General features: G+C 60.9%; 18 protein-coding genes. 6 read left to right on the top strand and 12 right to left on the bottom strand.

Annotated elements, in window-relative coordinates; translation table 11 throughout:
* Positions 1-4: 4 nt before the first annotated feature.
* The 3 genes from WC026_RS05930 to WC026_RS05940 all read right to left on the bottom strand — a co-directional run bounded on the left by WC026_RS05930 (position 5) and on the right by WC026_RS05940 (position 6,734).
* Positions 5-5,629, bottom strand: a complete 5,625-nt coding sequence (locus WC026_RS05930; RefSeq protein WP_372709938.1) for a HAMP domain-containing protein — start codon at positions 5,627-5,629, stop codon at positions 5-7.
* 257 nt (positions 5,630-5,886) lie between these two features.
* Entirely contained in the window at positions 5,887-6,441 is a 555-nt protein-coding gene (locus WC026_RS05935) for a sigma-70 family RNA polymerase sigma factor (protein WP_372709911.1), read from the bottom strand.
* Positions 6,438-6,734: a NepR family anti-sigma factor gene (locus WC026_RS05940; protein WP_372709912.1), complete on the bottom strand. Its 297-nt coding sequence runs from the start codon at positions 6,732-6,734 to the stop codon at positions 6,438-6,440. The genes WC026_RS05935 and WC026_RS05940 overlap by 4 nt, the downstream gene beginning before the upstream one ends.
* A gap of 161 nt (positions 6,735-6,895) precedes the next feature.
* Here WC026_RS05940 and WC026_RS05945 point away from each other — a divergent pair, with 161 nt between their 5' ends.
* Together WC026_RS05945 and WC026_RS05950 are read left to right on the top strand one after the other, a co-directional pair.
* Complete coding sequence (locus WC026_RS05945; protein ID WP_372709913.1) at positions 6,896-7,699, top strand: response regulator; 804 nt, start codon at positions 6,896-6,898, stop codon at positions 7,697-7,699.
* A 417-nt stretch (positions 7,700-8,116) separates the two neighbouring features.
* The gene (locus WC026_RS05950; RefSeq protein WP_372709914.1) at positions 8,117-9,133 is read left to right on the top strand and encodes a dienelactone hydrolase family protein; all 1,017 of its coding nucleotides are present in this window, start codon (positions 8,117-8,119) and stop codon (positions 9,131-9,133) included.
* 51 nt (positions 9,134-9,184) lie between these two features.
* Here WC026_RS05950 and WC026_RS05955 read toward each other — a convergent pair whose 3' ends face one another.
* Complete coding sequence (locus WC026_RS05955; protein ID WP_372709915.1) at positions 9,185-9,502, bottom strand: hypothetical protein; 318 nt, start codon at positions 9,500-9,502, stop codon at positions 9,185-9,187.
* Between the two features lie 6 nt (positions 9,503-9,508).
* The gene (locus WC026_RS05960; RefSeq protein ID WP_372709916.1) at positions 9,509-10,045 is read right to left on the bottom strand and encodes a superoxide dismutase family protein; all 537 of its coding nucleotides are present in this window, start codon (positions 10,043-10,045) and stop codon (positions 9,509-9,511) included.
* A 426-nt stretch (positions 10,046-10,471) separates the two neighbouring features.
* Here WC026_RS05960 and WC026_RS05965 point away from each other — a divergent pair, with 426 nt between their 5' ends.
* Positions 10,472-10,999, top strand: coding sequence for an SRPBCC family protein (locus WC026_RS05965; protein WP_372709917.1), 528 nt, complete (start codon positions 10,472-10,474; stop codon positions 10,997-10,999).
* 83 nt (positions 11,000-11,082) lie between these two features.
* On the opposite strand, the gene WC026_RS05970 is transcribed toward WC026_RS05965, so the two are convergent.
* The 6 genes from WC026_RS05970 to WC026_RS05995 form a co-directional block, all read right to left on the bottom strand.
* Positions 11,083-11,700: a response regulator gene (locus WC026_RS05970; RefSeq protein WP_372709918.1), complete on the bottom strand. Its 618-nt coding sequence runs from the start codon at positions 11,698-11,700 to the stop codon at positions 11,083-11,085.
* Positions 11,697-13,061, bottom strand: coding sequence for a HAMP domain-containing protein (locus tag WC026_RS05975; RefSeq protein WP_372709919.1), 1,365 nt, complete (start codon positions 13,059-13,061; stop codon positions 11,697-11,699). Before WC026_RS05975 ends, WC026_RS05970 begins: the two co-directional genes overlap by 4 nt.
* Before the next feature lie 396 nt (positions 13,062-13,457).
* Positions 13,458-14,897 (bottom strand): O-antigen ligase family protein, encoded by a 1,440-nt coding sequence (locus tag WC026_RS05980; RefSeq protein WP_372709920.1) that lies wholly within the window; start codon positions 14,895-14,897, stop codon positions 13,458-13,460.
* 52 nt (positions 14,898-14,949) lie between these two features.
* Positions 14,950-16,476: an undecaprenyl-phosphate glucose phosphotransferase gene (locus tag WC026_RS05985; protein WP_372709921.1), complete on the bottom strand. Its 1,527-nt coding sequence runs from the start codon at positions 16,474-16,476 to the stop codon at positions 14,950-14,952.
* A 73-nt stretch (positions 16,477-16,549) separates the two neighbouring features.
* Positions 16,550-17,713, bottom strand: coding sequence for a glycosyltransferase family 4 protein (locus WC026_RS05990; protein WP_372709922.1), 1,164 nt, complete (start codon positions 17,711-17,713; stop codon positions 16,550-16,552).
* Between the two features lie 65 nt (positions 17,714-17,778).
* Positions 17,779-18,453: a polysaccharide biosynthesis/export family protein gene (locus WC026_RS05995; protein WP_372709923.1), complete on the bottom strand. Its 675-nt coding sequence runs from the start codon at positions 18,451-18,453 to the stop codon at positions 17,779-17,781.
* Between the two features lie 157 nt (positions 18,454-18,610).
* Here WC026_RS05995 and WC026_RS06000 point away from each other — a divergent pair, with 157 nt between their 5' ends.
* Complete coding sequence (locus WC026_RS06000) at positions 18,611-20,878, top strand: GumC family protein (protein ID WP_372709924.1); 2,268 nt, start codon at positions 18,611-18,613, stop codon at positions 20,876-20,878.
* A 33-nt stretch (positions 20,879-20,911) separates the two neighbouring features.
* Positions 20,912-22,036: a polysaccharide deacetylase family protein gene (locus WC026_RS06005; protein WP_372709925.1), complete on the top strand. Its 1,125-nt coding sequence runs from the start codon at positions 20,912-20,914 to the stop codon at positions 22,034-22,036.
* Here WC026_RS06005 and WC026_RS06010 read toward each other — a convergent pair.
* Positions 22,005-22,214 (bottom strand): DUF2842 domain-containing protein, encoded by a 210-nt coding sequence (locus WC026_RS06010; RefSeq protein WP_372709926.1) that lies wholly within the window; start codon positions 22,212-22,214, stop codon positions 22,005-22,007. The genes WC026_RS06005 and WC026_RS06010 overlap by 32 nt on opposite strands.
* Positions 22,215-22,332: 118 nt before the next feature.
* On the opposite strand from WC026_RS06010, the gene WC026_RS06015 reads away from it, so the two are divergent.
* Positions 22,333-23,418, top strand: a complete 1,086-nt coding sequence (locus WC026_RS06015) for a COX15/CtaA family protein (RefSeq protein ID WP_372709927.1) — start codon at positions 22,333-22,335, stop codon at positions 23,416-23,418.
* Positions 23,419-23,428 lie beyond the last annotated feature (10 nt).

The following is a 23,428-nucleotide window of genomic DNA, read 5'->3' on the forward strand; positions in this document are numbered from 1 at the left end:
CCCCTCACCGATGTAGCCACATGCGCAACGCCGACAACAGTTGTTCCGTATCAACGGGTTTTGCGAGATAGTCCGAAGCGCCGGCTTCAAGGCATTTCTCGCGATCGCCTTTCATCGCCTTCGCGGTCAGCGCGATAATGGGCAAGCGCTGATGTTTGTCGCTGCCGCGAATGCGCTGCATCGTCTGATAGCCATCCATTTCCGGCATCATGATATCCATCAGCACGATAGATACATCCGTCGAATTCAGCGTTTCTATGGCTTCGCGCCCTGTCGTCGCCGTTAAAACGTTCATTCCCCGGCGTTCCAGCAGGCTGCTTAACGCAAAAATATTGCGGGCATCGTCATCTACGAGCAGAACCTTACGCCCGACGAGATAGTCGTCGGTGCCGTGCAGCCGGGACAGAAGCTCACGCTTTTCGGCGGGAAGAGCCGCGATCACGCGATGCAGGAACAAGGCCGTTTCATCCAATAGGCGTTCGGGCGATTCGACGCCTTTGACGACGACGGTGCGCGCCAGCTGGCGGATTTTGTGGTCTTCCTCGTTGGAAAGCTCGCGACCGGTAAACACGACGACGGGAATGTCGCGCATGGCGGGTGATCCGCACATTTGCTCGAGAATCTCGAAGCCGGACATGTCCGGCAACTTCAGATCGAGCACGACGCAATCGATAGAATGTTCCTTCAGCGCCTTGAGCGCGTCGGCGCCATCGGCGGCCGTCAGGATTTCGACGTCATCGTTTTTCAGCAACTCGGCGATGCTCATGCGTTCGGCGGAATCGTCATCGACGATGAGAAGCCGCTTGCTCGGGGCCTTCGCAAATTCCGCGATGCGCCGCAACGCGGCTTTCAGTGTCTCAGGCTGAAGCGGCTTCGTCAGATATGAGAAGGCGCCGCGTGCGAGGCCGTGGTGGCGATCGTCATCCAGCGTCACGACCTGTACCGGGATGTGGCGCGTCAGTGAATTGTGCTTGAGCTGGCTCAAAACCGACCAGCCGAGAATGTCTGGCAAATGGATGTCGAGAGAAATTGCGGTCGGATTGTAATCCGTCGCGAGCGACAGGGCATCGACGCCGCGATGGCAGACAATGCCTTTGAAGCCCGTCTCGCGCGCCGCGTCGATGAGAATTTTTGCATACCTCGGATCGTCCTCGACGACGAGAAGAACTTGATCTCCGGCGACGATTGCGTCGCGATCGTCGTCGATCGATTCCGTCTTGGTCGGCTGAATTGGAGCCCGCGCCGGGGATGTTTGATCCGCCTTCGATCGCGTTTCGACGGCGGGAGCGGCATAGCGAAGGGGAATATAGAGTGTAAACGTGCTGCCTTTGCCGGGCTCGCTGCGCAGCTGGATTTCGCCGCCGAGAAGATGCGCCAGCTCGCGGCTGATCGCGAGGCCGAGGCCGGTGCCGCCGTATTTGCGGCTCGTGCTGGCATCGGCCTGCTGGAATGCTTCGAAAATAATCTTCTGCTTGTCTGCTTGAATGCCAATGCCAGAGTCGTCGACCTCGAAGGCAACGACGGTCTGCGCGTCGGCGAGTGTCGGATGATCCGGCCCCCATTTGGCCGTCGCTGGCTTGACCGACAAACGTACGTAGCCTTGGCGAGTGAACTTGAATGCGTTCGACAGCAGGTTCTTCAAAACCTGCTGCAGGCGCTTGGAGTCCGTATAGAGCGTCCGTCCGAGATCGGGGTCGAAGTTCATCTCGAAAGCAAGATCGCGGCGTTCGGCCTCGTGACGGAAGGGCCGCGCGATCGCTTCGAGGACGCCATTAAAACTTACTTCCTCGGCGTCGACGGAAACCGTTCCCGACTCGATTTTCGAGAGATCGAGAATGTCGCTGATCAGGTTCAGAAGGTCCGTTCCGGCACCGTGAATGGTGCGAGCGAACTCGACCTGACGTTCGGAGAGGTTGCGGTCGGGATTATCGCTCAGCTGCTGGCCGAGGATGAGGATGCTGTTCAGCGGCGTTCGAAGCTCATGCGACATGTTTGCGAGGAATTCCGATTTGTAGCGCGATGTCAGCGCAAGCTCGGCTGCCTTTTCTTCGACGGCGCGGCGGGCCTGGTCTATTTCCTCATTTTTGCGTTCGACTTCGACGTTGCGCTCGGCAAGCTGCTGGGCTTTCTGGGCCAGCTCCTCGTTGGTTTTTTGCAGCGCCTTCTGCTGCTCTTGAAGCTCGCCGGCAAGCTCCTGCGATTGCGTCAGGAGTTCTTCGGTCTGCATCGTCGCCTCGATACTGTTCAAGACAATACCGATGCCCATCGTCAGTTGTTCGAGGAATGTCAGGTGTGCCGGCTCGAAGTCGTGTAGCGAGCTCAGAGAAATGACGGCCTTGATTCGATCCTCGAACGTGATCGGCAAAACGATGACGCTGCGAGGAACCGCTTTGAATACAACGGTGTCGATGGGAACCGCAGTCTCCGGAATTTTACTCAGCAGGCGGCGTTGTTTTTCGAGTGCGCACTGACCGATGAGGCCCGATCCGAATTCGAGCCGATCGGGGTAGCCGGAACCCAAATCGTCGGCATACCTCGCGAGCAGCTTCAGCTGATTTTCGGTGGTCGCATCGAACTGATAGATCACGCCCTGGTGTGCGTTGACGAGAGGGACAAGCTCCGAGAGGAGTTTCTTGCCGACCGTTACGAGATCGCGTTGGCCCTGCAGCATGCTGGTGAAGCGCGCGAGGTTTGTCTTCAGCCAGTCTTCTTCCGTGTTGCGCTCCGTCGTGAGACGGAGGTTGCCGATCATCGTGTTGATGTAGTCCTTCAGTTCGGCCACTTCGCCGCGTGCTTCGACCTGGATGGAACGGGTGAGGTCGCCTTTCGTCACGGCCGTCGTCACCTCGGCGATGGCGCGCACTTGGTTGGTGAGATTGTCGGCAAGGAGATTGACGTTGCCGGTCAAGTCTTTCCACGTACCTGCCGCGCCTGGAACGCTCGCCTGTCCGCCAAGGCGTCCTTCGACGCCGACCTCGCGCGCCACCGTCGTTACCTGATCGGCGAAAATCGCGAGCGTTTCGGTCATCGCATTGATGGTATCGGCGAGTGCTGCAACTTCGCCCTTCGATTTGACGGTGAGCTTCGGCTTCAAATCGCCTTCGGCGACCGCGGTCACGACTTTGACGATGCCGCGAACCTGTTCCGTCAGATTGGCCGCCATCACGTTGACGGTATCGGTCAAGTCTTTCCAGGTGCCACCAGCGCCGGGCACCGTGGCCTGTCCGCCGAGGCGGCCTTCGGTGCCGACCTCGCGGGCGACGCGCGTTACCTCGGACGCAAAGCCGTTCAACTGATCGACCATCGTGTTGATGGTGTTCTTGAGTTCGAGGATTTCGCCTTTGACGTCGACGGTGATCTTGCGCGAGAGGTCGCCACGCGCAACTGCGGTCGTGACTTCCGCGATGTTGCGGACTTGCGTCGTCAGGTTGGCGGCCAGCAGGTTGACGTTGTCCGTCAAGTCTTTCCATGTTCCGCCGACGCCGGGCACGACGGCCTGTCCGCCGAGCCGGCCTTCGGTGCCGACCTCGCGAGCGACGCGCGTGACTTCGGCTGCGAACGAGCGCAGCTGCTCGACCATCGTGTTCAGCGTTTCTTTCAATTGCAGGATTTCGCCGCGCACGTCGACGGTGATCTTTTTCGAAAGATCGCCCGAAGCGATGGCGGTCGCGACCTCGGCGATGTTGCGCACCTGTGCGGTCAGGTTGCCGGCCATGAAGTTGACGTTGTCGGTCAGGTCTTTCCAAGTGCCAGCAACGCCCGAGACCTGCGCCTGACCTCCGAGGCGGCCTTCCGTTCCGACCTCGCGTGCGACGCGCGTCACCTCGGATGCGAATCCGTTCAGCTGGTCGACCATCGTGTTGATGGTGTCTTTAAGCTCCTGGATTTCGCCTTTGACGTCGACGGTGATCTTGCGCGAAAGGTCGCCGCGCGCGACGGCGGTCGTCACTTCCGCGATGTTGCGGACCTGTGCCGTCAGGTTCGAGGCCATCGAGTTGACGTTGTCGGTCAGGTCTTTCCATGTTCCCGCCACACCCGGAACCTGCGCTTGGCCGCCGAGCTTGCCGTCGGTTCCAACTTCGCGGGCAACGCGCGTGACTTCGCCAGCGAACGCGTTCAACTGATCGACCATCGTATTGATGGTTTCCTTCAGTTCGAGCACCTCGCCGCGCACGTCGACGTCAATCTTCTTTGAAAGGTCGCCGGATGCGATGGCAGTCGATACCTCGGCGATGTTGCGCACCTGCGTTGTCAGGTTCGAGGCCATCGAGTTGACGCTGTCGGTAAGATCTTTCCATGTCCCGGCGACGCCACGCACGTCGGCCTGACCGCCAAGCTTGCCTTCGGTTCCGACCTCGCGGGCGACGCGCGTCACTTCCGACGCAAAGCCGTTCAGCTGATCGACCATCGTGTTGATGGTTTCCTTCAGCTGCAGAATTTCTCCGGAGACGTTGACGGTGATTTTCTTCGACAAGTCGCCGCGTGCGATGGCGGTCGCGACGTCGGCGATGTTGCGGACCTGGCCCGTCAAGTTGCCGGCCATCGAGTTGACGTTGTCGGTCAGGTCTTTCCATGTGCCAGCAACTCCGGGCACGGTTGCCTGGCCGCCGAGGCGTCCCTCGGTTCCGACCTCGCGTGCGACGCGCGTTACCTCGGATGCAAAGCCGTTGAGCTGATCGACCATCGTGTTGATGGTGTTTTTCAGCTCGAGGATTTCGCCTTTGACGTCGACCGTGATCTTGCGCGAAAGGTCGCCACGCGCGACGGCGGTCGTCACTTCCGCGATGTTGCGGACTTGCGTCGTGAGGTTGGCCGCGAGCAGGTTGACGTTGTCGGTCAAGTCTTTCCACGTACCGCCGACACCGGGCACGACGGCCTGTCCGCCGAGGCGGCCCTCTGTGCCGACTTCGCGCGCGACGCGCGTGACTTCCGCTGCGAACGAGCGAAGCTGCTCGACCATCGTGTTGATGGCTTCCTTCAACTGCAGAATTTCGCCGCGCACGTCGACGGTGATCTTTTTCGAAAGGTCGCCGTTGGCAACGGCGATCGTTACCTCGGCGATGTTGCGGACTTGCGCCGTGAGATTTGACGCCATCGAGTTCACGCTGTCGGTCAGGTCTTTCCAGACGCCCGTCACCTCGCGGATTTGTGCCTGGCCACCGAGCTTGCCGTCCGTCCCGACCTCGCGCGCCACGCGCGTCACCTCGGACGTAAAGATCGAGAGCTGCTTGATCATCGTGTTGACGATCGTTGCCGAGCGCAGGAACTCACCTTTAAGAGGGCGTCCATCGACGTCGAGCCGCATGGGCCGCAGCAAATCGCCTTGCGCGACGGCGGCGATCGTCCGGGTCACCTCGGCCGTTGGGCGCAGCAGATCATCGATCAGCGAATTGACCGAGTCCTCCATTTCGCCCCAGGCGCCATGGGCGAGCCCGAGCTTGACGCGCTGGTTCGTCAACCCTTCCTTGCCGACGACCTGGCCGACACGATCGAGCTGGCCGGCCATGCGCTGGTTGGTCGATACGATATCGTTGAAGACGTCGGCGATCTTGCCCGGCAGTCCTTCCCAGTCGGTTCGCAGCCTGACGGTGAAGTCTCCTCCTCGTACGGCTTGCAGGGCGTGAAGCATCTCTACAAGCACCGCATTGGATCCGGTTACGACGTGTTCGACTCCGACCGTACCGATCTGATCCGACATTCCTTATTCTTCCCCTCAGAACCGCAGCCTAAACGTTCTTGAACGCCCGTGGCGCGGATTAGTTCCCATGCGATTTTAGGTATACTCAGTTACGCCGACAGTATTTGTCCGGCGGCTGGATAAACCTTGAAGAAGGCGGCGGCAGTGGGGCTTATTGGATATTGTGATAAATGCGTATTTTGCCTTGCTTAGCGGCTTGAACTTTTGGCCGGGGGCGTATTTCCGGGGCGATGTTGCTCCGCATGTTCTTTCATCGGCGATTGTCCCGACGTCTCGTCGACCAGTCGGCTTCTGGCGCGATTGACCCGGCTTTTCATTGTGCCCACCGCGCAGCCGCACACGCGTGCAGCGTCTTCATATGAGAAGCCCTCCGCCGTAATGAGCAACAGTGCTTCCCGATGATCGGGGGAAAGCCGCATCAACGCGCGACGCATGTCGTCGAATTCGAGCTGAGTGAGCTGTGTCGGCGGTACGCTGGCGTTGAGCGCGGCATGATCCTGGTCCAATTCCTCGCGCTGAGATTTTCGATAATGCGTAAAATATGTGTTGCGCAGAATGGTGAACAGCCAAGCCTTGAGATTTGAATCGGGCACGAAGGAATCCTTGTGCGCCCAAGCTTTAAGCAGTGTTTCTTGAACGAGATCGTTCGAGAGCTGAGCGTCGCCACAGAGGGAGTGCGCGAACGCCCGCATATTGGGCATGGCCGCGATCAGTGCATCTCCGAAGCTTGGAGTTTCCGTCACTCGGACGCCTCCTTGGCTTCGAGCTGGCGGATGAGATTGAGGAGGTCGTCGGGAACCGGCTCGCGCACCATCGAGGCATACATGGTGCGCATGCGCTCTCCGATGAGTTGCGTCGCGATTCCTGGCAGACGGGTGATAGCATCCCGTGCTTCGGGCTCGGCTGGTGGTTCCTGCTCGCAAAAAGTATCTTGGTTTCGCGTCGGTCCGTCCGGCGCGCTCAAGCGCTGTTGCATCATCAAAAACCTGACGTCACTGATTTTTCCGGCCTCGCTAGAGACAAAGTTGTTTCCCATATTCGAGGCGCTCCTGATTGGCCAACTCAAGCCAGAAGAATTTGTTCCGCTTCGGAACTATCGCTGCGGACAGACGTTGAGGTAGTGGTGCAGTTTGGCCGCGGGAACGGATCGGTTGATCCGGCTCTTCACCTGTAGGTCGGCTCGGGAGGTGCAGTGTTATGTCGATTGCCCAAACAATCCGTCCTCATTTGCCATATCTCAGGCGCTTCGCGCGGTCGCTGACGGGAGCGCAGGAGAGTGGGGACGCTTATGTTGCCACTTTGCTTGAAAGTCTGGTGTCGACACCGTCAGATTTCCCGACGCACGTGCCGCCGCGGGTAGCGCTCTATCATTTGTTTCTGAGGGTGTGGAATTCCGTCCGGCTATCGCCGGCGGACGCGGAAGAAGCGCAAGCGTCGGTGGCTGTCGCGCAGCGCCGCATCAACTCAATCAGCTCCTTGCCGCGCCAGGCCTTTCTTCTCGTTGCGGTCGAAGGGTTCACCGCGGCGGAAGCTGCGACGATTCTGGAAGTCGGAGAACGGGACATCGAGAGCTTGCTCGATATCGCGGGCCAGGAAATCGCGCATCAGGTTGCGACGAATGTCCTTATCATCGAGGACGAGCTATTGATCGCGATGGATCTGGAAACGATCGTTACAAGTCTCGGCCATTCGGTGCAGGATGTCGCGACCACCAAGACGGAGGCCCTTTCAGCCGTCAAACGTCAGAAGCCTGGGCTTATCCTCGCGGACGTCAAGCTTGCGGACGGCAGCAGCGGCCTCGACGCGGTGAAAGAAATCGTCGCGGAAGGGGAAGTGCCCATCATCTTCATTACGGCGTATCCGGAACGCGTGCTGACAGGGGCGCGACCCGAGCCGACGTTTCTGATCTCGAAGCCGTTTCAACGGGAAACCGTAATGGCGATCATCAGCCAGGCTTTGTTCTTCGATACGAAGGCACATCTGCGCACGGCGGCGGCGTAATTCGCGCCGAACCGTCCTTCCATAACCGTTGTTTCGCTAGGCCATGATGACCTTCTCGCCGCCTCGCTAGGCGGTCACGCCGGCAATGACGGATCTGTATTTTTTTTCACGACAAAGTCGGCAGAGCCGCCTCCTGCCCGCAATCTGCGAATTGTTCAGTCGCGGCAATCGACGGTGGATTTCGATTCGCGAAACGGATGCCTGGGAGAACTTCGCAGCGAGCTCAGCCGAGATCTTTCCGCGAGGGTGGGGGAATTTGGCAACTTCGTGTCAGCGCGTACAGGGCGAGAGCCCGATTGCGGTGGAATCTCTTGAGGGCGCTCACAAAAGCGGGTGCCGAATTGCCGCTTGACGCGTGTTTGACCGCAAGCTCCAATGCGGTCTGCGCAAGGCGCAGACTCGGGGGATTACGGATAGATGAATTGTGCGCGGGGGGAAGCTCCGGGCCCGGTGATGGGTCTGGCTTTACTATGGATTGGGCTTCTTGCCCTAACATTCGTTCCATCGGCATCGATTTCGTCCGAGCGCATGTTCGGTGCATTCGGCCCCGAGGGCTCGCGCATGCGCGAGCAGCTTTGGGTCTTGCCGAGCGGCGACGCAAACGTTGCGATGCGCGCGACAGTCTTCCGTCCCGATGCCGATCCCTCCGGCGAAGATAAACGGCGGCCGCTCGTCGTGATCAATCATGGCACGGATGAAGCGACGCGGCTCTCGGTGTCGATGCCCGTTTATTATTATTTGTCGCGTTGGTTCGTCGATCGCGGTTATGTCGTCGTGTTGCCGCAACGGCGCGGACACGGCGCGACGGGCGGACCATTGGCGGAGGCGATCGGCAACTGCGCGCATCCCGATCACTACGCGTCGGGAAATGTCGCGGCGGATGATATCGAAGCGGCGGTCAACTACATGACCGGGCAGCCGTTCATTGCGCGTGACGGCGTCATCGTTGTTGGCGTGTCGACAGGCGGGTGGGCGTCGCTCGCGTTGTCGGCGCGCAACCTGCCGCAAGTCCAGGCGATCGTGAATTTCGCCGGCGGCCGGGGCGGTCATGCTTATGGTGAGTTGAACGCGATCTGCGATCGGGCCGCGCTGCTCTCGGCGGCGCACCGCTATGCAAGCCATGCACAGGAGCCGACCATCTGGTTCTACGCCAGGAACGATAGTTATTTCGGTCCTAAGCTTGCGGAAGATCTGGCGCGAACGTGGAGCAATGCGGGCGGCAGCGTCGAAGAGCACATTCTTCCGCCTTACGGCAACGAAGGACATTCGATCGCCGACGATCGCCAAGGCTGGGACATCTGGGGGTCGAGCCTCGATAGCTTTCTTCAGCGCGTGCGCGATGAGGCGCCGAAGAGCGTCGAGATGGCGGCCGATCCCGGTCCGCGAGCGCCGTCGATGATCGAAACCTCGACCATCACGCCAAGCGCGAAATAGCCCGCGTATCGTTCCGATTGCGCGGTTGCTCGAAGGCATGCACCGCGCGGTCTATTTCGGCTGGATCTGCTGATTGCCGCCGGGCTCGCCTGGTGGAACGATCACCGGCATGCGATCGCCCGTCTCGGCAGGCGGGTCTATGTGGATCTTGGGATCAACGCCGCTGGGTGGAACCAGCACGCCCTCGTTCTTATCCAGCTTCTCGCTGAGCGGCTCGTCGGGTTTAGCGGGCGTTTGCTGTTCCGCAGCTGGGTTATGCGCATCAGGCGATTTCGGGCCAGGAGTCTGAGCCAGGCTTACTGCCGACGCCGTCAACAGAGCGAAGCCTGCGAGCGTGGTCGCAAACGTCCATCGAAAATGGTTCTGCATGATCTGCTAGCCTTTCGGAACGACACCGCAGGCGATGCGCGCTTTGCCGCCGCCGTTCTCGGGATGATCGGTGTAATTGTCTCCGCCCTCGTGCACCATGAGAGTGCGGCCACGGACGTCGGCCAGCGAAAGATGGGGTGCCGATACGACGACGTTGATGCCTTTATCGGTCGCTGTCAGAAATGGCAGATCGCCCTTGTGACCCCTGCCCGTCGGACCTTTGTGGCTCTTTGAGGAAGCGGGATCATAGTGAGGGCCAGCAGCAAGTCCGGCCTGCGCTTTTCCGTCTTTTGTCTGCGCTGCGCAGTCGCCGGAGGTGTGAACATGGAAGCCATGCTCTCCGGGCGTTACGCCAATCATGTCGACTTTGATTTGAAGTCCGCCGCCTGACTTTTCGGAAATGGTGGCTGTGCCGAGCTTTTCCCCAATGCCGCCGGGTGTGATTTTATTGATATCGACGGTGACGTCAGCGGCATAAGCGGCAGCTGGAAGCGCGATGGCAAGAACGCTTGCAAAGACGATGGGGCATGCGTGGCGTTTCATCATTCCTCCAAAACTGGCGACCAAGATCGCGCAAAATTCGCGGCCTTTCCCTTAAAGAAAGAACTGATGAAACAGTCGCGAGTTCCAAGGTGAGGCCAGAACGGGCTACTTAGGTTTTTGACGTATGATTGAAACCCTTTGCGCCGCTCGCCGGTATCACACCAGCCACAGCACGCACTTCCCCTGAGTGCGACTGCCCCCAATGCTGTGGTGAAAAGCAGGAGCGCCCCGGTTTCGCAGGGATCGGGATCGGGGTAGCTCCGCTTTTTTGCCGGCCGTTATGGCTTGGCGGGAAATAGCTCCCTGATCTCCTCGCGTGCGATGCTTGTTCTGCGGTTTCATTGTAATAAAGTAACGCGGTTGTGAAGCCGCGTTCTGGCGCTTTTCTCGTAAGAGCGAGCGAGCAAAAAAAATGGGAGTGGCACGATGAAGTTTGTTCAGGGCATCGCGGTTGCCGGTGTTGTGGCGCTTGCGGGTGTGTTCTCGGGTCTTCCGGCTGCGAACGCCGCCGCCGTCGCAGTCGGTAAAAAGCTCGAGCTCAAGGTTGATCCCAAGAAGATGGATGAGGAGCGGACGCGGCTCTGGACGCAGTTCGGCGGATGGTGCGCGTTGAAGGATTGGCATCCGGCCGTCGCCAACTGCGAGGAAAGCACGGAAGACGGCGCGAAGATTCGCGTTCTGACGTTGAAGGACGGCGGCAAGATCAAGGAGAAGCTTCTTGATGAAAAGCCGAACTTCTATCGCTACGAAATTCTGGAAAGCCCGTTGCCGGTCAAGAATTATCAGGCTCAGTTCGCGCTGACGCCGGATGACGACGATGAGGACGAGATCAATTTCGCATGGTCGGCGACGTTCGATGCCAACGGCAAGACTAACAAGGAAGCGCACGACGTCATCGAGGGGATTTTCAACGCAGGCCTCGACAACATCAAGGCGACGGCTGGAACCAAGTAAATCGTTTTGCCGTGAGTTCATTCCGGCGCCCGCATCCCTTTTCAAGTTTTGGAAAGGGGATGCGGGCGCCGGTTTTTTGAACGTCAGGTTTTCAGCGTTTCGATGGCGAGACGGATAAGGTCGGCTGTGCGGTCGACGCCGAGCTTGACCTTCATCTGCGTGCAGATGTTGGCAACGGTCTTGTAGGCGATGCCGAGACTTTCCGAGATGGCCGTCATGCTCTTGCCCTGACCGAGCATGCGCAGAATTTCGACTTCACGGATCGACAAGGACTGCAGCGGATCGTCGGTTGAGATCTGGCTGACGGCGATGCGCGAGGCGAGGTCGCGGTCGATATACTGTTCGCCGCCACGCACCTTCTTTATCGCAGCGATGAGTTCTTCGACGGGCGCGCTTTTGCTGACGTAGCCGCGGGCGCCGCCGCGGAGCGCGCGAACCGCATAGATCGGCTCATGGTGCATGCTGAACACGACGACGCGCGCGCCATTGTCGATCGATTGCACGCGCCGCAGCAACTCGAGCCCTCCGGCACCTTCGAGGTTCAGGTCGAGGACGACGATATCGGGACGTTCGCGCGCATAGATGGCGAGCCCTTCTTCGATTTCCACGGCTTCAAAGACCTGCGCATCGAAGTGCGCGACAAACAACCTTTTCAGGCCTTCGCGCACAACGCCGTGATCGTCGACAATGAGTATTTTCATGCTGCACTCGTAGCTTTTTTGTTGTCATCTGTTTTTGCGCGGCGCTCCGCGGGAAGCGGGATTTTGGCGATCAGCATGACGCCCTTTTCCTCCTTTGAGGTTGTGATTTCCAACGTGCCATCGAGAGCCGCAACGCGTTCGCGCATTCCGACGAGACCGAACCCGCGCTTGGCGCCAGCCGTGATGCCGGTCCCGTCGTCCGAGACGACGATGCGCAGCGCGCCTTCCGGCGTGCGGTTCGCGTACAGGCCGATTTTTGACGGTTTGCCGTGACGAATGGCGTTGCTCGTGCCTTCCTGCAGAATGCGAAACGCGGCTTCTTCGATGTGCGCGGAGAAGCGCGCGTCGTCGATATCGGTGTGGAAGGCAATGGCGGGGCGGCGCGTGCGCCAGAAGGCCACGAGGTGTTCGATGGCGTGCGTCAAACCCTGATCGATCAGCATTGCGGGACGCAGGCGGCTGAGAATACCGCGCAGATGCACCTGCATGTGCTGGACCGATTGCCGAATCGCGCCCGCCCGGCCTGCAACGTCGTCGGTGGCATTGCGAGCGAGCAGAATCGGAATGGACTGCGCATCGACGTCGACTGCGAACAGAAACGGCCCGATCTCGTCGTGAAGGTCGCGCGCGATCTCGGACCGCTCTTCCTCCTGGACGGTCGAGAGCTGCTCGTTGAGCCGTTGGTTCTGTTCTTCCGATGTCCGCAGTCGGTCCGCCATGCGATTGAAAGCGCGATAGATCAGATTGAGATCTTCCGGTCCTTCCTCGGCAACGTGGGCGGAATAATCGCCTTCTCCAACACGGTTCAATGCCGCCGACAGATCTTCGAGCGGTTTGAGCGCCCGCCCGAGGCTCGCATAAATCAGGGCGAGCACGACGCCGCAGAAGCCCGAAATTATGAGAAACTTGAGCTGCAGATCTTCCCACACCTCTCCGACCTCGTTGTGAGGATCGGCTTCGAGCGTGATACTCCCGAGATGGCGAAGGTTATCCGGCAGCGTGAATGTTTGAGTGTGAATGTTTCCCTCAAGCAGTTTGTAGAGCCAGGCAGGCGGCGGATCGACCGGGGCCTTCAGGTTTGACACCGACTTCACCGTGCCATCCGGAGCAACGAGGCGGGCAACAAGGTGGCGGTCGCCATCGAACGCGCCGACGATGCGGATGACTTGCGTTGCCGGATCGCTGCTCGTCTCGATCGATGAGAGCGCGTCCATGACGGCGCTGCTGCCAACTGCAATCGCCGACGACATTTCGAGCTCGATTTTGCGCAGGCCCGCCCAATACGTCAGCGCACCACCGACGAGAAGGCAGGCTCCGAGGACGAGCGCGACGAGGACGAGCAGGCGGCGTCTCAACGGCATCGGTCAATGCTCACCCACGTAGTGTAATAATGTAACTTTTTGGAGCAGAGCCTTGATGGCGTCAAGGTTTGTGGCCGTTCGTTTCGATATTTGGCAAGCATCCGCGCGGCCATGAGGGAGCCGAGAGCGGTCCGTCCGGCAATGCTGGATGTCCGGATCCAAGAGGCGAGCCTTAGGCAGATATGGCTTGCCGAGCTTATCGATCGTCCCGCAACGCATCTGCGTCATAGCGAAGTATGGCCTTCTTTCGTGGTTCATGCGCCGAGCGGACTTCCGTATGCCGAAAATCGGTCGACTGCGAACGGCAGCCATGGCTCGCGCAGCCAACCGCTCTGGGCGTCCGGCATCCTGGACGTGGTGTCGATTATAGCCCGGGAGATTTTTCCGGATCGGCGCTCACACCGGTGCAATAATCCGACCGCGTTCCGGGCGCCATCCGGGAATTTTTCCCGCCAAATTTCTATTGGGGCGAAGCGCGGCGATGTTTTGCGAAGCGCCAGTGATGCGCGGCTGCCGCCGCGACTGTGGAATGAGCAGCAGCTTTTGCAGCAAAACCGGACGCCGGTCGCGGAGGAGGCGCGCAGGTCTTTCTCGGCGAGGGCTCGCGGCCATCATGCCCCACACGATCGCAAGAAGCAGGTAGAAGTGCCGCCAGTGATCGCTGTCGATCAGCACGCCCTCGCAGATATTTCCGGCGAGTGCCGCGAACGCGACGAGGAAGAGCGGCGACGTCGCCGATTTCCTGAATGCGTGCCGCAATCCGGCGATGAGCGTGCCGACGCACGTCATCAGATAAAGAAGTCCGCCGATCCAACCGGAATTCAGGAACATGCTGAGGTAGACGTTGTGAACTTCCTCGTGATGATAAAAGCGCGTGAAATTTGCCGAGCCGATGCCGAGCGGATTTTCGAGCGTCAACGCGATCGCCTTTGCCTGTCCGCCGAAGCGACCGTCGGGACCTTCGTCGTAGGACTGAGTAAGGGCGGCGCGCTGTTCGAGGAGATCGGAGATTGCGTCCGACTGCAGCGCGGCAGTCAGGATCACTCCCAACGCCGCCATGCCGAACAGCACGAGCGCGGCCAGCTTCACGCGCTGGCGGTTGGTGTCCGCCGTGATCGTGTAGACGTATCCGTAGATCAGGACGCCGATCGCCGCCGCGGCCCACGCGCCGCGCGAGAAGCTGAATAGGATGCCGACGGCGAGCAGTCCTGCAGCCAGCAAAGGAAACACGCCGCGCCGCAACGGCGAGACGAGCCAGAGATGCAAGGACATCAGCAGAGGCGCGACCAGGAAGGGTCCGAAAACGTTCGGGTCCTTGAATGGCCCCGACGCGCGCCCGTAACGGGTGAACAGGTCGAAGGCGCCGGGAAAGAGATTGAGATAGCCCGCGACGCCGCACAGCGCCGCGAGAATGCCCGTCAGAAGATAGGCGTTGAGGATGAGGCGGGTGTGCTTCTCCGGTTCCTTGGCGACGAACGCCGCGAACAGAAAGCACGCCGCCACCAGGTACAGTGAAACCGTCATGTGCGATACGGCGATGCCGGTTTCACGCGCCATCGCCGCGCTGATCTCGCCGCATGCCGTGATCGTCAGGAGCACCGCGAAGCCCGCCCAGAGCATTGGCCGGGCGTCGACCAGTCCAACGGCGGGAAGCAGAAACATCAAGCCGATCGTCAGAGCATCGACGGGAGCGGGTTCGGTAAAGACGATCGAGCTTGCGACGATCGTCAGCCAGACGAGCGCCAGCGCGATCCGGTGCGCGGCGCTTTTGCGATGACCGGTTCGCAGGTTGAAATTTTGGAAGGCTGGAGCCAAGGCGGTCATCGTCGAGGACATTTGAGCCGTATTTCCATTTCGTCGGGACTGATCGGGCGGGCGCGCAAAACCCTCAGTATGCGCGCTCGGTGTCGAGCAGGGCGAACGGCGTCTTGAGCAGAATGTAGAGATCGAGAAACACGCTCCAGTTTTCGATGTAGTAGAGATCGTGCTCGATGCGCTTCGTGATCTGCTCTTCAGTATCGGTTTCGCCGCGCCAACCGTTGATCTGGGCCCAGCCGGTGATGCCGGGCTTGACCTTGTGGCGTGCGAAATATCCGTCGACGACCTCGTCGTAGAGATGGCCAGCGGCCTTCGCCTGAAGCGCGTGCGGGCGCGGGCCGACGAGGGACAGGTTGCCTTTGACGACGTTGATCAGCTGCGGCAGCTCATCAAGGCTCGATTTGCGCAGGAAGGCGCCGACGCGGGTGACGCGCGGGTCGTTCTTCGTCACGAGCTTGGAGGCTGTTGCATCGCAGCTGTCGACGTACATCGAGCGGAACTTGAAGACCTCGATCAGCTCGTTATTGAAGCCGTAGCGCTTCTGGCGGAAGAAGACCGGGCCACGGCTGTCGAGTTTGACCGCCAGAGCAACAAGCAGCATCAGCGGCGCCAGCGCGATCAGCGCGAGCGTGCCGATGATTTTGTCGAACAGCCATTTCGAGACGTAGTCCCAATCTGCGATGGGCTTGTCGAAGAGATCGATCATGGCAACGGATCCAACGTGAGAGTACGTCCGTGGCGAAAAGCGCAAGTCGGTTGCGCGGGCGGGCATTTTCACGTCCGCAGGAAGAACCGACAGACGGCCGGCGACGCTCGAGAGGCGATCCTCGGCGGCGAGCGGCAAGGACACGACGACGAGGTCGAGCTGCTTCGTGCGGCTCATGGTGATGAGGTCGTTCAATCCGCCGACGCGGGGGTAGCCTGCGATCTGATAGGGAGCGCGGGGATCCTTGCGGTCATCGTAGATGCCGGCGATGCGGACGATCGAATTGCTATCGGCTTCGAGGTCCTTGATGAAATTCTCGGTGAGGGGGCCGGCGCCATAAATCGCGACGCGCTGATAGAGGCGCCCCGAGTTCGCGGCGTTGCGAACGTACCATCCCGCGACGAGCCGGCCGGTCATGATGGCGGCGGCGCCGGCAACAAACCAGACGGCGAGCCAGACACGGGAAATGTCTTCGCCGATTTTCAGAAAGAAGATCGCGGCTATCAAGGTCGCGAACGCGGTCGTCCAGCCGAGCATCACGGCAGGCAAAGACTTGATGGACGCCGACAGTGCGCGAAGGCTGTAGAGATCGAGCAGGCCAAATACGAGGATCGTGGCGGTGCCGACGAGCGTGGTCGCGAAGAGGTAGGCCGGGTGGCCGAGAACGGTCGTCTCTTTCACGTACAGGTGTGCGATCGCGAGGCCGAGCAGCGTCGACATCAGCAATTCCGCGCAGCGAATGCTACCGCTCACCAAAACCGGCGAGAGCGTGCGCGCATGATCTGCCCTGTCGGCCAGCTTGCCGCGGACGAAGGCTAGCGGGCGCGTGACGATCCCGGCATCCGCGATCTGATCTGCCGGCGAATTCTTGAACTGGAGGGTCAATGACATGGCTGCTGCGCGTCCCGTTTGGATAACGTGAACGCTTAGGAAGCAGGCTTCATGCCACCCGGGTTAAGCTCCGTTAACCGCGATGGTCGCGCAGAGCGGGGACCGCATAGGGCGCGCGGGCCGCCGTAGGGGAGGGCGTGGCGTAGAAATCCAGAACCGCGTCGGTCATGGCGGCGACCGTGAACTTTTGGGCGACGGCGTTTTTGAGCCGCGCAGCGCGGGCTTTCGCGAGGCCTGGCGCGTCGAGGGACGCGGCGAGCGCTTCCGCCAACTGGCGGACGTCGTCAGGAGCGATGAGCCCGGTGTCGGTGCCTGCGACAATTTCCGGGATGCCGCCGACGTTGGTCGCGATCAGCGGCAGTCCGGCGGCGGCCGCCTCGAGGACGACGTAAGGGAAGCTCTCGGCGCGGGATGGAACAACCATGACCCGGCCGAGCGAGAAAGCGTCCCGAATTGGCAAGGCCCCCATGAAGCGCACGCGTCCGTCGAGGTCGAGCGACGAACTCAAGGCCCGGAATTTCGCTTCGTCCGGACCCGAGCCGACGATCGTCGCAGTGACGGCGCGCTCGTGCAGTTCCGCGAGCGCTTCGAGCAGAACGTCGACGCCTTTGAGATCGCGCAGCTCGCCGACGAACAGGAGATCCGTTGCATCGCTCAGTGGCGTTGCTTCGGAAAAGTCGGACGGTCTGAGACCGTTCGGGATGATGCGTTGCGGTGCGCCGCTCGCGCGAATGCGGGCGCGATAGGTGCGTGCGGCGTAGGCGCTTTCGAAAATCAATCCGGTCGTGACGCTTTCGAGACCGCGCTCGACCCGCATCAGGACGCGTTGTTCGAGCGAGCCCGGCTTCAAATTCAAGCTGCCGCCATGTGGCGTGTAAAATGACTTTATGGATCGCCCCCGGATCGAAAGGCTGCGTGCCGCCAGTCGGGCGTAGGCGCCGCCCTTGGCGCCATGGCCATGCAACACATCGAGGTTGAGCTTTGCAGCGCGGCGGCGAACCGCAGCAACGGCTGCAAGATCGCCAAGGCCCGGCTGGCGGTGCATGGGGATGCGCGCGATTCCGAGTGTCAGTTTTGGCGCGATTGCGGCGAACTTCGATGCCGTCAGCCTGTCTTCGGCGTTGCTGTCGGCGAGGATGCCAACGTCGTGTCCGCGACTGGCCTGTTCCTCAGCGAGATCGAGGACGTGGCGGAACAGACCACCAACGGGAGCACGAAGACAGTGGAGAATACGCATTCCGGACATGTCTGATACGCGGGCCTGAGAGTTGGCCTGATACGGCGGGAAAGGTCCGATGCTTCTCAGAAATATCTCTCGAAGACGTAAACGGTGTCGCCGGGCCGGACCGCCGCGATGCCCGGGGCTTCGATTTCCTGCACGACGCCGTCGATCTTGCGCGTGATGCGGAAGCTGCGATCGCTGGCGCGTTCGGTGTAGCCGCCGCCAATGGCGACCGCCGTCTCGACCGTCATGCCGGAGACATAGGGATACTGTCCGGCATTGCGGACTTCGCCGAAAACGAAGAAGGGCCGGTTCTGCTGGATGTCGACGGACACCTGCGGGTCCTTGACGTATTCGGAGCCGAGGCGCGAGCGGATGATGCCTTGCAGTTCCGTCGTCGTCTTGCCGCGCGCCGAGATCGTGCCGATGAGGGGCACGGAAATCTTGCCATCGGGATCGACAATGTAGAGGCGCGACAGGCTTGGCTGGCCATAAACGAAGACACGGATGCGGTCGCCTGAATCGAGCCGGTACGGGCCATTGCGCTCGGCGAGCGTCTCCGACATGACGGCGGGAATGACGACCGCCGGGCCCCAGTCGCGCGGGCTTGCCGAAGCGGTGGTTACGGGAACCGGGTAGCCGTCGACCACGGCCCCGTCGATCTCGCCTTGGATCTGGGGTCCAAGTCCGGAAGCGCAGCCCCCAAGCATCAGCGAGGCGGCCGTCGCGGCGAACAAAAGGTGGCGTAGCGACATCGGCGCAAAATTCCCGCATGCGAATTGACGTCCGGACGTTAGGTGCGTCGAGGTTAAAAAAGCCTAACGCCGCGTCTTTTTTTGATCCGCTTAAGGAGATGCTAACCGCGCTGGGAGATGACTTAGCTGTTTGAAACCCTTTGATTTGAGCAAAGTGATGCAGTCACGCGTGCACGCGTCGCCCGACGACATCGACATGAGTTCGGTGTTCGTCGCCCTGAAACGGAGTCTGCGGTGGCTCATTCCGCTGGCTTTGCTGCTGGGCGGCCTGACTTATACGGCGCTCTCGCTGATCGCACCCCGATATCAGAGCGAAGCGGAACTGGCGATTGTCGCGAAGGGCGTAGACGGCACGTTCTCTGACCGGAATGCGGCAGGCGGGCCGGACCTCATCACGACGCGCATGGACAAGGAAGCGATCAACACGCATGTCCGCGCGATGCAGTCGCAGGAACTGCTCGAAAAGATCGCCAAGGATCTGAAGCTCGAGGATCGTCCTGAATTCAACAATGCCCTCGGGCCGGTCGATAAGCTCGACGCGATGATGCGCATGGTAGGTCTCGGCGGACCGCGCAAGGGCGAGACGACGCGTGACCGCGTGCTCGATGCGCTACGCGCCCGGCTTGAGGTTTATGCCGCGAAGGAAAGCCGGTTCATCGGCGTGCGCGTCACGTCGAATGATCCCGCGCTTGCCGCAAAAATCGCGAACGCGCTTGCCGAAACCTATCGCACTTCGCTCGCCGAACACGGCGTGACGGAAGTCGATGATCTTCAGGCGGTGCTGCAAGGCAAGATTCAGAAGCTGACGGCGGAAGTCGCCGACGCTGAAACGCAGGTCGACCGTTATCGCGGCAAGATCGATGGGTTTCGCGGCGGGGCGCAGAATACGGGCCTCAATGAACAGCAGATGTCGGAGTTGACGGCGGAGCTGACCAAGGCCAAGGCGGCGCGCGGCGAGGCGGACGTGCGCGCGAAATCGGCGCGCGAGATGATCGCGCTCGGATCGGCCGATCAGCTGGCGGATATCCAGAAGTCGCCGCTCATTCAGAATCTCGTGCAGCAGCGCGTGCGCATCGAACGGCAGATCTCGGAGCTTTCCGCGACACTGCTGCCGGGCCATCCGCGCATGCGCCAGCTTAACGCCGATCTCGCCGGACTCAAAGTCCAGATCGGGAAGGAAATCGCGAAGATCGTCGATAGCCTTGAAAAAGAGGCCACGGTTGCGAAGGGGCGCGAGGACAGCATCGCGCAGAGCCTTGCCGACATCAAAGCCCGGGTCGTGACCAATGCTCCGGAAGAGGCGCAGCTCCGGCAGCTCGAAGCGACGGCCAAGGCGAAGCGTACCGAGCTCGACAACATCCAGGCGCAGCTTGAATCGAACCGCAAGAAACTGGATGCGCGGGCGCAACCCGTCGCGGCGCAGATCATTTCCAACGCACAGCCGGAAAGCGTTCCGGTGTTCCCGCGCAAGGGTGCGCTTTCGGCGCTGATCGCGATAGCATCGCTGATGCTCGGTACGGCATGGGTCGTCACGAAGGCCTTGTTCCAGGGTGCGCGAAGCGGGTCGCAGGCGATGGCGTCGCGTCAGCGGTCGAAGCCGCTCAGCTTGCAGCGGGAGCCGGATTTTCCGCCTTATCGCGAACCGCTTCTGCGTGAGATCGTTGATGATGAAATTGCGTCGCCATCCTACACGCCGCCACAACCACAACCACAATCACAGGCGCCATCGCACGAGGCGCAGCGTCAGCCGGCAGCCGTTGCGGCCAGCGCGTCGGATATCGGAGCGCTGGTGTTGCGTCTGATGCAGAAGCGGCCCCAGAACGGTGGCCAACGCACGATCCTGACCGGCGAGACCGACAACATCGACGCGTCAAAGGAAGCGCTGGGCCTCGTCAAAGCGCTGGCGCAAAGCGGCGAGCAGGTCATTCTCGTCGACTGGAATCCGGACGGGCAGGATCTGGCATCGTCGATCGGTCTCAATCCGAGCGCCGGGCTCAATGATTTGCTGCGTGGCGAGGCGAGCTTCGGCGAAATCATCCAGCGTTTGCCTGGTTCCGACGCCCACGCGATTGCCAGCGGCAACGCGCTCGATATTCCATCGGCGCCGGTCGACCCGGATCACCTCAATCTCGTGCTCGATGCGCTCGACGAAGCTTACGACTACATCGTCGTCACGGGGCGGCATGACGCGGCGCGCCAGCTTTTCGAAACGATCGAAGGCCGTTTCGATACCGGCATCGTGGTGGTTGAGCCCGTTAAACAGGCCCCGGCCGTCGCCGATCCGGCCAACACGTTCCTTGGGTTCGAGGTTGCCGATATCGATATCGTGCGTTTCGAGCGGCGTATCCCGACTGCATCGCCCGTGCAGCAGCGCATCGCGCGCGCGACGCTCGTTCGATCCGCGGAAGCGGCGCGTCCGACCTAAGCACGCGTTCGCCACAACCGAGGTTCGTTTTCGATGTCCCGGCGTACGACCAAGGTTCTGAAGGTGGCGCTTTCGGCGCTTCATTACAGCGGCGCTGATCGTCTCGCGGCGCCGTTCACGCGCGGCGACGGCGTGATCTTCATGCTGCATCAGGTGATGCCGGGTGCGCGGCGCGAGTTCGATCCCAATGGCATCCTGAAGGTGACGCCGGAGTTTCTCGATGGCGTCATTCGCCAGGTGCGCGACAGTGGCTTCGAGATCGTTGCGCTTGATGACGTCAAAGCGCGCTTGCGCGGCGGGGCGGTCTCGCGCAAGCCGTTTGCGGTCTTCACGCTCGATGACGGTTATAAGGACAATCGCGACTTCGCTTATCCCGTGTTCAAGCGCCACAATGCGCCGTTCACGATCTATGTGCCGACGGCCTACGCCGACGGGCATGGCGAGCTTTGGTGGCTGGCGTTAGAAGACGCTTTGCGGCGGCTTTCACATGTCGAAGTCGAGCGCGACGGAGTCGTGCAAAGCTATTCGCTCGCGACAGATGCGGAGAAGAGCAGCGCGTTTTACGACATCTACTGGTGGCTGCGGAAAATTCCGGAAGATCGCGCACGCGCTGTCGTGCGCGAGCTGGCCGCGAAAGCCGGGTTCGATGTCGCCGCGCTGTGCCGTGAATTGGTGATGAGCTGGGACGAAATCCGGTCGCTTGCGGAAGATCCCCTCGTTACGATCGCAGCCCATACGACCAACCACTTTGCGCTTGCCAAGTTGCGTCCCGAGGAGGCGCGACGCGAAATCGCCGACAGCGTCGCGCGCGTCGTGAAAGAGCTTGGCAAGCCCGTCAGGCATTTCAGCTATCCTTATGGCGATGACGGCAGCGCTGGAGAACGCGAATTCGAGATCGCGCGCGACCTCGGCATTGAAACAGCGGTGACGACGCGCAAGGGTTTGCTGCGTGCGGCGCATGCGGATGCCATGACGGCGCTGCCGCGTCTCTCGCTCAACGGCGACTATCAAGATGCGCGCTACGTGAAGGTGCTGCTTTCGGGGTTGCCGTTCGCGCTTCGCGACGGTGTGAAAGCGATCCTGCGGCCGCTCGCGGGTAGCGGCGACGGCAAGCCTTCGCGCGCACTCAAGTATCCGGCTTCTGCATCCACGAGATGAGAAGACCCGCCGGCAACACCCAGAGCAGACCGGCGACCACATAATAAATCAGCTCTGTGAATTTGCTCGCATTCTGGACCTGGAGCACAATGGCCACGCCGACGGCGATCACGGCATAGACCGCGATCAGCAGAATAAGGGCGATCGTGCCTAGGAGTTTGCGTCGGCGCTGGGTCATGCTGGCTCGGGTTTTATGGTTGATTTCGGCTGGCAACCGCGCCGCAAAGGCGCATTGTTCCCTGCGGGGGATTGCGTATCACACCGCCGGTGCCTTCGTTTAGGGATATTTGCCGCAAATGACGTTGCTCCGTGCCGCAGTTGATCGGCAAAGCACATCCGACGCTCGCCGTGTTGCCGGAGACCGTGCCGTCGCCATCTGGCTATGGCTGGTCGCGGCGCTCGTCATCGCGATGGTCGTTGTCGGCGGCGCGACGCGCCTGACGGAAAGCGGGCTGTCGATCACGGAATGGCAGCCGCTGCTTGGTGCGATACCGCCGTTGACTCATGCCGACTGGATCGCCGCTTTCGAGAAGTACAAGCAGATCCCGCAATATCACATCATGAACCACGGCATGTCGCTCGAGGAGTTCCGGGCGATCTATTGGTGGGAGTGGAGCCATCGCTTTCTCGGCCGGATCATCGGCGTCGCCTTCGCGGTTCCGTTGATTTTCTTCTGGCTCACTGGACGCCTGAAGCGCGGCAGCGGCGCGAAGTTTCTCGGTGTTCTGGCGCTCGGCGGTGTGCAGGGCGTCATCGGCTGGTACATGGTGAAGTCGGGGCTCGTCGAACGCGTCGACGTTAGCCAATATCGGCTGGCGTTGCATCTGACGACGGCGTTCGCCATCCTGGGTCTGCTCGTCTGGCTGGCGCTTGAAGAATGGCCGGATGTGGCGCGGCGTGCGCCCGGCTCCGTCACGCCACTGATCCGGTGCATGGGTGCGATCATCGTCGCGTTCGTGATCCTGCAAGTGGTCCTCGGAGCCTTCGTTGCGGGTCTCAAAGCAGGATTCATCTACAACACCTGGCCAACGATGAATGGTCAGTGGTTTCCGAATGACTATTGGACGACGCCTGCGTATCTGACTTTCTTCGAAAGCCACGCCGCGTCGCAGTTCAACCACCGGATCATGGCCTACATTGTCGTGCTGATCGTGTTGACGGAACTTTGGCTGGTGATGCGTTCGTCCGTCGACAGCCGCACAAGGACGACCGGGGTTCTGCTCGTGCTGGCGGTGTTCGCGCAGGTCGCGCTCGGCATCGTGACGCTGCTTGCGCATGTGCCGCTCGAACTTGGCGTCGTGCATCAGCTCGGTGGCGCGATCGTGTTCGTGCTGGCGGTCGTGCACCTGCACGCGATCCGGCGCGCGGCCGTTTCGGCATAGACCGGCAACG

It is taken from the genome of Hyphomicrobium sp. (assembly GCF_041674905.1).
GTDB lineage: Bacteria > Pseudomonadota > Alphaproteobacteria > Rhizobiales > Hyphomicrobiaceae > Hyphomicrobium_B.